This is a genomic window from Flavobacterium sp. GCM10022190, from assembly GCF_042656445.1.
GTDB classification, from domain to species: Bacteria; Bacteroidota; Bacteroidia; order Flavobacteriales; family Flavobacteriaceae; genus Flavobacterium; species Flavobacterium nitratireducens.
On the sequence record NZ_JBHSOQ010000001.1, the window covers coordinates 1,410,955 to 1,425,425 of the forward strand.

The window sequence follows — 14,471 nt, forward strand, 5'->3', positions numbered from 1 at the left end:
GATACTATGATGAATATGAGAAATTTTTTGATAATGGCAATCGCTTTAATTGGAGGAGTGGCTTCTTATGCTCAGTCTAATTTGTTGAATGCTAGAATTCCTGAAGAAATTGGTTTAAAAACTAAAGCACAGCAAATCTCAGATAACGATAAACCTTTGGCTTATGGTTATGTGCATGATAGAGATGTGTTGATGGGTAAAATGGTTTGGGAAATTATTGATTTAAGTGAACGAATTAACTTTCCACTTTATTTTCCAATTGATACGGCAAACATTGGTTCGGACAGACGTTCCTTGTATGATGTTTTGACCAGAGCTATTAAAGAAGAACGTATCACTGAGGTTTATGCGGATAGTTATTTTAATACAAAAAAGACCTATAAAGATATTCAAGCTTCTTTAAGTAGAATTGATACTACAGATGCGGGTAGAGAGCAAATTAATGCTGGACAAAAAGTATCTGAAGAATACATTATGAGATCTGATTTAACAGCTCAAGATGTTACGCAATATAAGATTAAAGGTTTCTGGTATTTTGATAAACGTCAAAGCGAATTAAAGTACCGTCTTTTAGCTATCTGTCCAGTTACGCCTGATGTGTACACGATGAATAGTGAAGAGAAAGATTATATTGAATTATTCTGGATTTTCTTCCCAGATGCTAGAGAGGTTTTGCATGAAGCTAAATCTTTCAACAATAAAAATTCGGCTATGCCAATTTCTTTTGATCAAATTCTTAATGCTAGACGTTTCAATAGCGTAATATACAAAGAAGAAAATGTATATGGCGATAGAGAAATTAAAGAATACATGAAAGATAATGCTCAAAATCAATTGTTAGAAGCAGAGCGTGTTAAGGAGAAAATTCGTGATTTTGAATCGGATATGTGGAATTACTAATTTCCATTCTAACTTATATAAAACTCTTACCTGATGGTAGGAGTTTTTTGTTTTATGTATTTTTGTCCTTTATTTGAAAATGATGATCGATTATTTAATTGTAGGTTGCGGATTAGCTGGAATTTCTTTTGCTGAAGTAGCTTTAGCTAATGACAAAAACATTTTGGTGTTAAGTGATGAATCTCAAAATTCATCCAAAATTGCAGGAGGATTATACAATCCTGTTATTTTGAAGCGTTTTAGTGAAGTTTGGCAGGCTCAGGAGCAACTGGAGTTAATGAATCAATTTTACGCTCATTTGAAGCTCAAAATTCCAGTGACGGTTGATTTCAAAAAGCCTATTTTGCGTAAATTCTTTTCTATCGAAGAACAAAATAATTGGTTTGCCGCATCTGATAAACCCGCTTTGGCTCCTTTTTTGTCCAATACCATTATCACAAAAAAATATGTTGGTATTGATTCGCCTTTTGATTATGGCGAAGTTTTGCATACGGGTTATGTAGATACAGCCTCTTTATTGGAACAATACAAGGCGTATTTAATAAAAGAACAGCTTTTATTGCAAGAAACTTTCGACTATCAGGCTTTAGAAATACTTTCTGATGGTATTCAATATAAAAATATTGAGGCAAAACATATCATTTTTGCCGAGGGTTTTGGTTTGCACTCTAATCCTTATTTTAATCATTTGCCTTTGGATGGAACTAAAGGCGAATTGTTTATTATAAAAGCGCCCGATTTGGATTTGGATGTAATTGTAAATACAAGTGTGTTTATACTTCCGTTGGGAGATGGTTTATTCAAAGTAGGAGCAACGTACAATTGGAAAGACAAAACCGATTTGCCAACTGAAGAAGGTAAACAAGAATTGGTAGAGCGTATCAAGGAAATTATCAATTGCGATTTCGAAATCGTATCTCACTTTGCAGGTGTTCGACCTACCGTAAGAGATCGAAGACCTATAGTAGGTACGCATCCTAGTAGTAACTCTATCCATGTATTAAATGGTTTAGGTACTAGAGGAGTGATGCTTGGTCCTGCAATGGCAAAAGCTTTATTTGAAAATATAGAAAAAGGAATTCTTTTACCTAAAGAAATAGACAGTAGCCGATTTGTAAAACGAAAAAGCTAGTTAGGCTTTGTAATTGGGGTCATAGTGTACAAACATATTGATGTATATGTTTCTTGACCACCTTAATACTAAAGTACCCAGTACAGTAAGTGTAGCAACAATAGCAATAAATGCTGTTTTGATAGACGCCCCAAGAAAAACATAAGAAATAATAAACGTAGCGATTCCTATTGCTACATTTAGCGCATAACTTACGTACATAGCTCCATAGAAAAAGGATGGTTCTATTTGATATACAAAACCACAATGGGAACATTTAGGGTTCATTTTTAAAACCTTAGTGATATTAAATGGGTTTTTGTCTTCATACATGCTTTCATTTTGGCATTTCGGACAAGTTCCTGTTAAAATACTATTTAGTTTGGATCCTTTTTTTAACATTTGCAAAAATTTTTAGTAAAGGTACATTTTTAGTGAAAGTACCAATGTAACAATAGTCACAAAAATATGCTTAATATTCACAATTTATCGGTTTCTTTTGGTGGTACTTATTTGTTTGAAGAAGTAACCTTTCGATTAGGAGCTGGAGATAGAGTTGGTTTGGTTGGAAAAAATGGTGCCGGAAAATCGACCATGTTAAAAATGCTGGCCGGTGATTTCAAACCCGATTCAGGAGTGATTTCTCAGGAGAAAGATATCCGCATGGGATTCCTGCGTCAGGATATTGATTTTGAAAGAGGAAGAACGGTTCTTGAGGAAGCTTATGAAGCTTTTACCGAAATTAAAATTGTAGAAAAAAAATTAGAAGAAATCAATCATCAATTGGTCACCCGTACCGATTATGAAAGTGAAGAGTATGGAAAAATCATCGAAGATCTATCCGATTACACTCATCGTTTTGAATTACTAGGTGGTTATAACTATGTGGGCGATACCGAGAAAATTCTTTTAGGTTTAGGTTTTAAAAGAGAGGTTTTCAACAATCAAACGGAGACTTTTTCGGGTGGATGGAGAATGCGTATCGAGTTGGCTAAATTATTATTGCAAAATAACGATGTGTTATTACTGGATGAGCCTACGAACCACTTGGATATCGAAAGTATCATTTGGTTAGAAAACTTCCTTCGTAATTATCCAGGAGTTGTGGTGATTGTATCGCACGATAAAATGTTCTTAGATAATGTGACTAATCGAACTATCGAAATTTCGCTTGGAAAAGCGTATGATTTCAACAAGCCGTATTCGCAATATTTGGAATTGCGTGAGGAGCTTCGTGAAAAACAATTGGCTACACAAAAAAACCAACAAAAAAAGATTGAAGAGACTCAGAAGTTAATTGACAGATTCCGTTATAGTGCGACCAAATCTTCGATGGCGCAATCTTTAATTAAAAAATTAGATAAGGTTGAGCGTATCGAAGTAGATGAAGATGATAATTCGGTAATGAATATTTCGTTTCCGGTTTCTAAAGAACCAGGAAAAGTGGTTATCGAAGCCGAAAATGTAACAAAAGCTTACGGTGATAAAACGATATTAAAAGATATTTCCCTTTTAGTGGAACGTGGCAGCAAGATAGCTTTTGTGGGACAAAATGGTCAGGGTAAATCGACTTTTATCAAAGCTTTGGTCAACGAATTTGAATACGAAGGAAATATCAAATTAGGGCATAATGTACAACTAGGTTATTTTGCTCAAAATCAAGCCGAATATTTAGATGGCGAAATCACTTTACTACAAACGATGGAAGATGCTGCATTAGATAGCAATCGTTCTAAAGTGCGTGATATGTTGGGTTCTTTCCTGTTCCGTGGGGATGATGTGGAGAAAAAAGTAAAAGTACTTTCGGGAGGGGAGCGAAACCGTTTGGCCTTGTGTAAACTCTTATTGCAGCCTATCAATGTGTTGTTGATGGATGAGCCTACGAACCACTTGGATATTAAGTCTAAAAACGTATTGAAAGCTGCTTTACAAAAATTTGGCGGAACTTTATTGCTTGTTTCTCACGATAGGGATTTCTTGCAAGGCATGTCAAATATTGTTTATGAATTCAAAGACCAAAAAATCAAAGAATATTTAGGAGATATCAACTTTTTCCTGGAACAACGCAATATGGAGAACATGCGTGAAGTAGAGAAAAAAGAGGTGGTAAAAACCGCTTCTCCTAAGGAAAATAAGAAAGTCTCTTACGAAGACCAAAAGAAAGGGAAAACCCTGCAAAACCGTTTGAGTAAAATAGAAAGCCAAATCAGTCAGTTAGAAAAGGATATTCAGAATGACGATAAAATGTTAGCTTCAAATTACGACAAACACATCGAAGATGCTGCTTTTTTTAAAGCTTATAATAAAAAGAAAGCTGATTTAGACCAACTGTTATTGGATTGGGAACAGGTTCAGGAAGAAATAGATAATTTGTAAAAAAATAGGCTTAATTTATTAAGCCTATTTTTTTTGAATGCGCAATCGCTTCTTTACTTTTCTTGAAATAACAAACTTCTACGGAAAGACTTTCTAAATTTTGAAGGGTTTTAGTCACTTTGGCTTTTTTATTTTTAGCTGTTTGTCTAATGTAAATCGCCTGAATGGTCAAAGGAAAAATCTTTGCAATGGCTTCATACAAATAAGGATCTTCCTGTGAATCATCGCCTATGAGTATATATTTTAAATTGGGATAAAACTCCAAAATGTGTTTAATTTTTTCGAATTTATGATTGTGTCCGCCTCTGCCAGTCCAAAAAAACTGAGACAAACTTGTTTTAATATCTTTCAATAATAAAACTGCTTTCGGTAACTGATGAATTTCAGTGAATTTTACGATAAAACGATACAAATTCCATTCGCTGCTGGAAACATAAAAAAAAGTATTGAGTTCCTGATGACCATCTCTTCCGGATTGGCTTAAAGCCTGATAGTGTATGGTTACATCTTCAAATATTTTACGTCGGTTGACATTCTTGAACAAAAGGTTGTAAAGCTTTCGTAAAGGATTCAAAGTATAAGAAACTAAGAAAGTATCATCAATATCTGAAATAATGCCTAAATGGTCAATTTTTGGCCTGATATAGGTTTCTTTTTCCATAATTGTTTTGCCTTTATAATTTAAACTCACCTCATATTCCACCCAGCCGTAATCGGTTTGATTTAAAGGGATGCAAAATTTAAAATAACCATCTTTAAGTGTTCGGGTATGAATTGTATTTCCGTTGTGTTTTAAATAAATATCGGCATTGGGCCAGGTTTTCATTCGGTACATACCAATAATGGAACTAGCATTTTTAAAGTTCTTATCCTGAAAATCGTATTCTACTTTTTTTGTTGGTTGAAAGACATGCCCCATTACGATGAGTTCCTGTTCATTAGCATATCCTCGATAAAGTTTAATTATTGGTTTCATTTGTAGCTTTCTGTTTGCTTTTCAAAATTTTAGGCAATCATTTTGTCTCTGGTGGTCTGGTTTTTCAAAATCAGGCCGATTTCATTTCTGTTCTTTCTTTTGTAGTATATTCTAAATTACTTAATTTTAAAGTAAAATAGAAGTAAAAATGCAGAAAAATAATGTTATGATGGTAGTAAACCCTATATCAGGCGGGGTAGACAAATGGGATTTGATTGAGGAAGTGAAACATTATGCAGAAAATTTAAATCTTAATTTTTATTGTTTTGAGACAACAGGTGTAAATGATTTGCAAAATATTAAAGACTATTATGCAAAATATCAACCCGATAGAGTACTTATTGCTGGTGGTGACGGAACTATAAAATTAGTTGCCGAAGCCTTAGAAAATGAGGATGTTTTATTCGGTATTTTACCTGTAGGTTCGGCTAATGGTTTAGCTACGGATTTAGGTTTGATTAAATCTCAGGAAGAAAATATTGCTATTGCTTTTCAAGATTATTTTGTTGTAATTGATTTTATCAGAATCAATAATAAAATGTGTTTGCATTTAAGTGATATTGGTCTAAATGCCGATTTGATTAAAAATTACGAAAAAAGTCCTTTAAGAGGAAAATTAGGGTATGCCCTGCAAATTTTCAAAACAGTATCACGCTTGCGAAAATCATTTCAGGTTCATATAAAAACTTCGGATCAATTAATTGAAACCAAAGCTCAGATGATTGTGATAGCCAATTCGCAAAAGTATGGAACAGGAGTTATGATAAATCCCATTGGAATCATGGGTGATGGTAAATTTGAATTAATTGTTTTAAAAAAATTAAGTTTGAGTGTTTTTTGGAAAATTATTAGAGGCCAAATAACCGTTTCTTCCAAGGATATTACTGTAATTTCTACTGAAAAAGCGATGATACAAATCAATAAGCCAATTAGTTTTCAAATTGATGGTGAGTTTTATGGTAAAGAAACCAATTTAGACGTTCAAATTAAAACTAGAAAGTTAAAAGTCGCTATGCTAAAAGTATAAGCTTGTTATTTGAAAGGATTTCGCTCTTGCCATTCTAATTTAGGTTCAAAATATTTGAATGTTTTTGCAACGAATGCATTCAAAATAGGATTATTATGTTTGATTAATCCAAAAGTGTCAACTGCTTTTGCGCCAACAGAACTTTTAATTTCTAAAGCCGTTCTTGCAAAAATAATTCGCTTGTATTTTTTATTGATAGAGTAGCCTATCATATCATAAAGCATGTTGAGATAGAGCATTTTCTCTTTTTGGTACTTATCATCATATCCTAAGAAATAGGTGTCTATATCATTACCATTTTTTATTAAAGTGTTGAATCCGATTAATTTATTATTTTCAAAATAGCCATAGAATAAAAAATGATCTTTTAAGTTTTTCTTGAAAATTTCAAAATGATTTTCACCGAGATAAAAGGTGTTAAAAGCAGCTTTTTTAGCAACATTCATATACAAATTATGAATTTCTGTTTGATGCTTTTGAATTTCAGTCAGACTCATTTTTTGTTTGTGTAAGGAATCTGATTTTTTTCGGGCTCGTTTGAATTGATCTCGGTATTTCTTGGTTTTATCGGCAATATAATCATCAAATGTTTCCCAGGAATGTTTGATGTTAAAAATCATATTGGGTTGGGTGGAAAAACGATAAAAAGAATCGAATTCGGGAAGATTAAAGTTTGTAATTTCAGTTTCTGAAAAATCTTTGAATATTGTTAAATGAGGTTTTTTTCCTTTTTTTTGATATTTCTTTTCTAAAGCGTTTGCTACTTCTTTTAATAGTTTGAATAGCGATTTATTCTGTTTTTTTTCATTAAAAGCGATTCCATTTTGTCCTGTTAGCATGTTGTTGCCCAGTATAAGTACTCTGGATCCAAAACGTTTAAAAACAAAATTTCTAATCTTTGTACGTAGGCAATGATCTCTTTCACCAAAAGATGGTATTTGACTCAAATCAAGAAACTGGGATACACAACTCCCGATAAGTTCCTTTTCCTGAAATAAACCTATAAAACAGCAATCCATGTTTTGAGGAGCCGCTGTTTCTAAGATTTGCAGATATTCTTTTGATAGAAAAATATTTTTTTTTGCCAAGTGATTCCAATCCTCAGGAACGTCTTGAACAGTAGTGTAAATCTTAAATGAAAGTTTTGATTGCAATTTTAGAAAAAGTATTAGAGCACTAAGGTACTATTTTAACTATAGTAGAATTATTAAACTCGTATTTTTTATACTTTTAAATAAAAAAAATAATTGATGAGTACATACAACGAAAAAACAGCCGAATCGCTTTTGTCTGAATTAGATAATTGGAACTTTTTTAAAGATGGAATAGAGAAAGAATTTTTATTCAAGGATTTTAATCAAGCGCTCGCCTTTATTGTTCAATTAGGAATGTTAGCTGAGAAGCACAATCATCATCCTGAATTGCACAACGTTTATAATAGGGTTTCTGTCCGGTTAACCACACATGATGCTAATGGAGTTACATTTAAAGATTTTGATTTAGCAAAAGCAATAGATAAATTGTTTTAAAACGAAAACTCCTCTCTTGGTTATAGTAGGAGAGGAGTTCGTTTTTTTATTGCCAAGCGCAAATAATCCCTCCCATAATTGTAAAATTTACTGTCCAATAACCTGCATTTACAAAAGTATATTTCCAGCTTTTTCTTTCAAATAGTGAGTTGATGGCTATCATAGGAAATGCAAAGAAAAGACCTGTTATAAAACCATGTAATGCTCCGTGTTTGAAGGTTCTGAAAGCGGTACCATAATCGGCCATAAAAGCGGCATAGGAAGGTTTAATGTCTTTTGCACCACCGCCACCTATCATACCAAAAGCACCTGTTTGGTGAATAGTTAAATTTTGTAGTACTAAAGAAATTAAAAAGGCAAAGAAAACTGAAAGTCCAAAAATGGCAAGCATATTTGCTCCTTTCATTTTTTCTTCAGTTAAACCAGCTTCCCGCATCCAAATTGATCCAAACACTTTTGGGTTATACCATATAAATCCAACAATTAATGTTGAAAATGCTGCCGTTACAAGTGCTAATAAATTAAATTCCATAATGTTTTGGTTTTTAGGTTAATAAATCAAATATAGAAAAATATATTCATTGAGCAATTTGTCTTTAAACTTGTAAGATTATTACATTTAAAAACAACCACAGTGTGTATTTTGTCGATTTTTTTGTGTTTTTAATCGATAATTGTATTACTTTTACCAGAGTAAATTAAATCAAAGTTTATGAAAAATATAATTACTTCTTTTTTGATTCTTTTGTCGACGATAACAATGGTTGCAAATGAAACTCTATCTGATAAAGAGATCTTGGTTAAATTATATGAAGCAACTGATGGTGGACATTGGAAAACGAAATGGGATTTAAACCAACCAATGGCTACTTGGTCTGGAGTGAAAGTTGTAGGTGATAAAGTAGTTTCTTTAAACTTACAGGATAATAATTTGCATGGACAACTTCCAGTTGAGTTAGGTAATCTGGTTCAATTACAAGAGTTGAATTTACACAAAAATCAATTGGCAGGAAGCATACCAACTTCGTTAGGTAATTTAAAAGAACTTAAACTTTTAGATTTGTCATTTAATAGCTTTTCAGGAGCCATCCCAGCTTCTTTATGTAACTTGACTAATTTGAAAAAGTTAGAATTATACATGAATAGATTAACGGGTGTTTTACCATCTAATCTAGGTGATTTACAAAGTTTAGAAACGTTTGCTGTTTTTAATAATGAAATCGAAGGAACCATTCCAGCTTCTTTTTATCAAATGAAGTCTTTAAAAACGGTTTTATTAAATAGTAATAAGTTGAGTGGTACATTGAGTCCAGATGTGGCTAATTTGACTCAATTGACTAATTTGAGTTTGTTTGAAAATAACTTTCAAGGCCAAGTTCCTTTGGCTATAGAAAAATTAAATAATTTGAAGGAAATGAATATTTCTTATAATAAATTCAATGGTTTAGTTACACAAAAGTTAGCTATGCTAGATACCCTTAATATGACAATGATTAATGAACAAGGGGTAGCTTATTTAATGAATGTAGCAGTAGATGTGGATACAAGACCTATAGTTTCTGAAGAATAATTTTTTTGGTTAGAAAATTGTTTTTTATTAAGTTAGTTTTATAATACGTTTAGTGTTTGGAAACCTGTGATTAACGTCACAGGTTTTTAATTTGTAGAATTGTTTGTTTAGTAGATGGATTTAATTTATCGAGCTTAATCTACAGTTGATTTCAAATAAAAAGCTGTTTGAAAAAAATCAAACAGCTTTTAAAAACAATTTAAATATGAAATTTAATTAGAATTTCCACCTTACAAAGGCTTCCATTGCAGCATAGGTTGCTAATCCTAGTTTGTTGTACAATTGGGCTGTTTCACTATTTCTATCCTCAGCTCTTTGCCAGAATTCTCGAGCGTCACTTCCTTGGAAAACTACACCGTCTTTTTGTGATTGATGTTTAAAAATACCATGTCTTTTGGCTAAAACTTGATCAGGACTCATTGGTACTGCCATTTCAATTTCATCAATTCCCCATTCTTGCCAAGCACCTCTATAGAGCCAAATCCAACAGTCGTTCATGAATTCTTTTTCTTTTAAATTTTTAGCCGCTTCAAATACAGCATCAAGGCACACTTTGTGTGTTCCATGAGGGTCAGCTAGGTCTCCTGCGGCATATATTTGGTGAGGTTTGATCTTTTCAATAAGATCCATTGTAATTTGGATGTCTTCTTTACCAAGTGGTTTTTTCTCAATAGTACCTGTTTCATAAAAAGGAAGTTCCATGAAATGAATTTGACTATCAGGTAGGCCTACAAAATGACTAGTTGCTCTTGCTTCTCCTTTTCGAATTAAACCTTTAATGTATCGAACTTCCGGTATGTCAATTTCACTATCTTTTTTGTTTTTTAAGAATGCAGTAGCTTTTTTGTATATTTCTTCAGCTTCAGCACTTTTTATGCCAAATTTTTCATTGTAATCAATTACAAAGTTTGCAAAACGAAGTGCTTCATCATCTGCAACAGCTATGTTTCCTGAAGTTTGGTAAGCAACATGAACTTCATGTCCTTGTTCTTGTAATCGCATAAATGTACCCCCCATACTGATGATGTCATCATCTGGATGCGGACTAAAAATCAGTACTCTTTTTTTTGCTGGTTCGGCTCTTTCTGGACGGTTAGTATCATCTGCATTTGGTTTTCCTCCAGGCCAACCCGTAATTGTATTTTGTAATTGATTGAAGATTTTGATATTAATTTCATAAGCAGGCCCTGAATCGGCTAATAAATCGCTCATTCCATTTTCGATATAATCGGCATCAGTAAGCATTAAAATGGGCTTGTTTAGGTGTAGAGCTAAGCTCAAAACCGCTTTTCGGATTAATTTATCTGTCCAAGTTACTTTTTCTACTAACCAAGGAGTTTTAATTCGAGTAAGTTTTGATGATGCTTCTTGGTCAAGAACAAATACGGCATTATTATGTTCTTGTAAAAATGATGCAGGAACTAAATTGGTTACTTGACCTTCTACAGCTACTTTAATGATATTTGATTTTCCTTCACCCCAAGCCATTAAGATTACTTGTTTGGCTTCCATAATTTTCTTTACACCAAGCGTAATTGCTGTTCTAGGTGTATTGCTTAAACCTGAAAAATCCTTACTTGCAGCAACTCTTGTGATATGATCTAGAGCTACTAATCTTGTTTTTGAATTTTGTAACGATCCTGATTCATTGAATCCGATATGTCCGTTTCCTCCAATTCCTAATATTTGCAAATCGATACCTCCTAGAGCTTCAATTTTTTCCTCATATTGGGCACAATATTCTTGGATTTCCTCTTTAGAAAGCGTACCGTCCGGAATATGATAGTTTTCAGGTAAAATGTCAACTTGATCCAGTAACAGTTCTTTCATAAAACGAACATAACTATTGATAGAATCGGGTTGCATTGGATAATATTCGTCTAAATTGAAAGTAATCACATTTTTAAAGCTTAAACCTTCCTCTTTGTGCATTCTTACCAACTCGGCGTATAAACCTTTTGGCGATGAACCTGTAGCTAATCCTAGAATACAAGATTCATTTTGCTCTTGTTTTAATCTGATTAATGCTGCAATTTCTTGTGCAACGGCTACGGATGCTGTTTTTGAATTTTCGAAAACTACGGTGTTAATGTTTTCAAATCTTTTTTCAAACCCAGTTGCTTTGTCGACACTGCTTTTTATCATTTTGATTTTAGTTTTGATTTTATATTTAAGATAGGATTATGTAAATTATAATTGTCATGCATATTAAAATGCTAGAGGCTAGATTTATACCTGACCATGATTTTTCATCTTTTATTGTCCATTTTTCTACAAATACGGTGTTAGATTCTGCTTTAGAATAGTATTTAGAAACGAGTAACATGATGATAAAGTTTAAAATAAATTCAATTCCCCAGAGATGAACGAAGTGAATGTTGAGATGTAAAATAAAAGAGGTTAAAAGGTAGAATAGAATACCAAAAAATAGTCCTGCTTTTGCTCCTGCAGCATTAATTTGCTTGACAAACAATCCGGCGATGAGTACTGAAGAAATAGGTATAAAAAAGATTCCATTTAATTCTTGCAACAGAAAATAAAAACCATATGGAGTATACGACATCAATGGAGCTACAGATATGGATATAATAGCCAAAATTCCGGCTGAAATTTTACCATAGTAGGCTATTTTTTCATCAGTTGCGTTTGGGTTTAATTTTTTCTTATAAATGTCTATGCAAAAAATGGTGCTTGCTGAATTTAAAATGTTATTGAACGACCCTAGCACTGCTCCTAAAATAACTGCTGCAAAGAATCCATATAAGGAACTAGGAAGTATTTTTTTTACTAATAAAGGATAAATTAAGTCTGGTTTTGAGTAATATTCTTCTTGGAAATAATAATATCCTATTAGTCCAGGAAGAACAATCACTAAAGGTGTTAACAATTTTAGGCCTCCAGTTATTAGAATTCCTTTTTGAGCTTCTTCTAAATTTTTTGCACTTAACGCTCTTTGAACAATCGTTTGATTCATTCCCCAAAAATAAATTTGATTAATCATAAGCCCTGTAAATAGGGTTGAGAAGGGAAGTACAGAGTCTTCGCTGCCAATAATATCAAACTTTTTGGGAGCAAATTGATAGATATTATTGATTCCTGCAAATATATTACCAGCACCTATTTGATATAATGCTATTAGTGAGATTAATAAACCTCCAACCATTAATCCAATTCCATTAAGTGAATTGGAAATAGCAATGGCTTTTAATCCCCCAAAAATGGAGTAGGCAGATCCAATAATACCAATAATGATAATTATACAAATTATTGACTCATTTTTTGAAATTGAAAAAATCGTTGAAAAGTCAAAGATACTTTCAATATTTAATGCTCCAGAATACAGTATTACAGGCAATAAGGTTACTACAAATGAACTCAGTAATAGGAGTGCTACAAGAGAACGAATATTAGAGTCAAATCGTTTTTCTAGAAACTCAGGAATGGTGGTGAGTTTCATTTTTATAAAGCGTGGAATGATATAGATTGCGGCGATAACCAATGCAATTGCTGAGGTAATTTCCCATGCAATTACAATAATACCGTTTCTATAAGCACTACCATTCATTCCTATTAAATGTTCAGTAGAGATGTTGGTTAACAACATTGAACCCGCTATAATAGGGGCAGATAAGCTTTTGTTAGCAAAAAAATATCCATTTGAAGTGTCCAGATTATCTTTTCTGAGTTTGTAGCTTGTAAATAGTATTACAAGCAAGGTAAAACCAAAAAAGCCTAGGTAACTGTATAACATTTCAAATGGATATTAAGTTATTATGTGATTCTTTAGAATTTTAATTTAACAGGTAAATATTTAGCCACTAATTCTTCATAATAAGGTCTAAGTGCTTTAGAGTCTGGTTTAACAGGAGCCTTAGTATATAAGTCGTAAGGGTTGAATTTTTTAACCCATTCGAACATTTCAATATCTTTTTCAGTCATTAAATGGGTGTAGGCATTCTCTCTGTGTTGCGAGTAAAATGAATGATAGCGAATCATGTATAATGCAGGCTCTGGCAAATAATCTTTCATGATTTGATACAAATACTCATCATGTCCCCAGCTCATTTTTACATTATCTAAACCGCAATTAGGTGAATAAATTCCGTATTTAGTGTTGTATTTTTCGTTTGTACTGTCTGGATTGGCTTCAAAGAATTCAGGGTAAACAATTTTATCCGAAAATTTGCAGCCTACAGGGAAAGTGTCTCCAACTACTGCCCATTGTGGCTCTCCGAATAAACACAAGACTTTTCCAATATCATGTAAAAATCCTGTAAGAACAAACCAGTCTGGATGACCATCGGCACGAATAGCTTCTGAAGTTTGTAACAAATGTTGGAATTGATCTAAATCGATGTCTGGATCACTGTCGTCCACTAAAGTATTTAAAAAATCAACAGCTTCCCAAAGTGACATTTCTTTGCGATCGAATTTTAAAAATTCCTTCTCTTTTTCGCAAACAAAATCATAGGTTTGATAAGTATGATTGATTCTGTAAAATTCTCTTACCGTTTCAACTCTATCCGAATCTACATAATTTCTAAATTCTTCTTTTTCTTTTTTGCTTTCTGCTGGATCAGGATAGCGCTCGATTAAATTTTCTTCCCAATCATCAATTTGATGCATTGGATTATTGAATTTGTCGTTGGTATTTACATTTTTCATTTTTGGTTTTTTTTAAAAGGGAAAATAAATTATTGTTCTTTTGATTTTCAAGCAGTTATAGGGGCTGTTTGTTAATTTCAAAAATACTGACATATCACTTCTTCAAAATGGATAAATGCTTCAAAAACATGGATAAATTTTTCATACTGCAATTTTTTTAACAGATTAATTATGTAATGTTTATTTGTTATTCTTTAGAGTTGATTCTATTCTTTAGTAAAATGTATTAGTGGTTAATTCTTTTTTTGGGTATTAGTAATATTAAGAATGGGCTGCGTTTTAAGTCAATTGCTGCTTTTGTTTAAAATGAGCAATGT

Annotated in this window: 13 protein-coding genes; 6 read left to right on the plus strand and 7 right to left on the minus strand. The window is 32.6% G+C overall.

Features of this window, described 5'->3' with window-relative positions; all coding sequences use genetic code 11:
• The first annotated feature begins 9 nt into the window (after positions 1–9).
• Both gldN and ACFPTQ_RS05860 read left to right on the plus strand, forming a co-directional pair.
• On the plus strand, positions 10–900 hold the full coding sequence (gene gldN / locus ACFPTQ_RS05855; protein WP_379775558.1) for a gliding motility protein GldN: 891 nt from the start codon (positions 10–12) through the stop codon (positions 898–900).
• A gap of 82 nt (positions 901–982) precedes the next feature.
• On the plus strand, positions 983–2,032 hold the full coding sequence (locus ACFPTQ_RS05860) for an NAD(P)/FAD-dependent oxidoreductase (RefSeq protein ID WP_379775560.1): 1,050 nt from the start codon (positions 983–985) through the stop codon (positions 2,030–2,032).
• Here the strand turns inward: ACFPTQ_RS05860 and ACFPTQ_RS05865 are convergent, their stop codons facing one another.
• Positions 2,033–2,413: a DUF983 domain-containing protein gene (locus ACFPTQ_RS05865; RefSeq protein WP_278036439.1), complete on the minus strand. Its 381-nt coding sequence runs from the start codon at positions 2,411–2,413 to the stop codon at positions 2,033–2,035.
• Between the two features lie 66 nt (positions 2,414–2,479).
• Between ACFPTQ_RS05865 and abc-f the strand changes: the two genes are divergently transcribed.
• Complete coding sequence (gene abc-f / locus ACFPTQ_RS05870) at positions 2,480–4,387, plus strand: ribosomal protection-like ABC-F family protein (protein WP_379775034.1); 1,908 nt, start codon at positions 2,480–2,482, stop codon at positions 4,385–4,387.
• Positions 4,388–4,397: 10 nt separating this feature from the next.
• Here abc-f and ACFPTQ_RS05875 read toward each other — a convergent pair whose 3' ends face one another.
• Positions 4,398–5,363, minus strand: coding sequence for an App1 family protein (locus tag ACFPTQ_RS05875; protein ID WP_379775037.1), 966 nt, complete (start codon positions 5,361–5,363; stop codon positions 4,398–4,400).
• Between the two features lie 148 nt (positions 5,364–5,511).
• On the opposite strand from ACFPTQ_RS05875, the gene ACFPTQ_RS05880 reads away from it, so the two are divergent.
• Positions 5,512–6,390 carry a diacylglycerol/lipid kinase family protein gene (locus tag ACFPTQ_RS05880; protein WP_379775040.1) on the plus strand — a complete coding sequence of 293 codons (879 nt, stop codon included), beginning with the start codon at positions 5,512–5,514 and terminating at the stop codon, positions 6,388–6,390.
• A 5-nt stretch (positions 6,391–6,395) separates the two neighbouring features.
• Here the strand turns inward: ACFPTQ_RS05880 and ACFPTQ_RS05885 are convergent, their stop codons facing one another.
• The gene (locus ACFPTQ_RS05885; protein ID WP_379775043.1) at positions 6,396–7,544 is read right to left on the minus strand and encodes an 8-amino-7-oxononanoate synthase; all 1,149 of its coding nucleotides are present in this window, start codon (positions 7,542–7,544) and stop codon (positions 6,396–6,398) included.
• Positions 7,545–7,640: 96 nt separating this feature from the next.
• On the opposite strand from ACFPTQ_RS05885, the gene ACFPTQ_RS05890 reads away from it, so the two are divergent.
• On the plus strand, positions 7,641–7,919 hold the full coding sequence (locus tag ACFPTQ_RS05890) for a 4a-hydroxytetrahydrobiopterin dehydratase (RefSeq protein WP_379775046.1): 279 nt from the start codon (positions 7,641–7,643) through the stop codon (positions 7,917–7,919).
• Positions 7,920–7,965: 46 nt separating this feature from the next.
• Here the strand turns inward: ACFPTQ_RS05890 and ACFPTQ_RS05895 are convergent, their stop codons facing one another.
• Complete coding sequence (locus tag ACFPTQ_RS05895; protein WP_379775049.1) at positions 7,966–8,451, minus strand: DUF1761 domain-containing protein; 486 nt, start codon at positions 8,449–8,451, stop codon at positions 7,966–7,968.
• 180 nt (positions 8,452–8,631) lie between these two features.
• Between ACFPTQ_RS05895 and ACFPTQ_RS05900 the strand changes: the two genes are divergently transcribed.
• Positions 8,632–9,489 (plus strand): Two component regulator three Y domain protein, encoded by an 858-nt coding sequence (locus ACFPTQ_RS05900; protein ID WP_379775052.1) that lies wholly within the window; start codon positions 8,632–8,634, stop codon positions 9,487–9,489.
• A 216-nt stretch (positions 9,490–9,705) separates the two neighbouring features.
• Here the strand turns inward: ACFPTQ_RS05900 and nagB are convergent, their stop codons facing one another.
• The 3 genes from nagB to ACFPTQ_RS05915 are packed head-to-tail and all read right to left on the minus strand — an operon-like array spanning position 9,706 to position 14,154.
• Positions 9,706–11,634 carry a glucosamine-6-phosphate deaminase gene (gene nagB, locus ACFPTQ_RS05905; RefSeq protein ID WP_379775055.1) on the minus strand — a complete coding sequence of 643 codons (1,929 nt, stop codon included), beginning with the start codon at positions 11,632–11,634 and terminating at the stop codon, positions 9,706–9,708.
• Positions 11,635–11,659: 25 nt separating this feature from the next.
• Positions 11,660–13,240 carry a solute:sodium symporter family transporter gene (locus tag ACFPTQ_RS05910; RefSeq protein ID WP_379775058.1) on the minus strand — a complete coding sequence of 527 codons (1,581 nt, stop codon included), beginning with the start codon at positions 13,238–13,240 and terminating at the stop codon, positions 11,660–11,662.
• Between the two features lie 32 nt (positions 13,241–13,272).
• Positions 13,273–14,154 (minus strand): inositol oxygenase family protein, encoded by an 882-nt coding sequence (locus tag ACFPTQ_RS05915; protein WP_379775061.1) that lies wholly within the window; start codon positions 14,152–14,154, stop codon positions 13,273–13,275.
• Positions 14,155–14,471 lie beyond the last annotated feature (317 nt).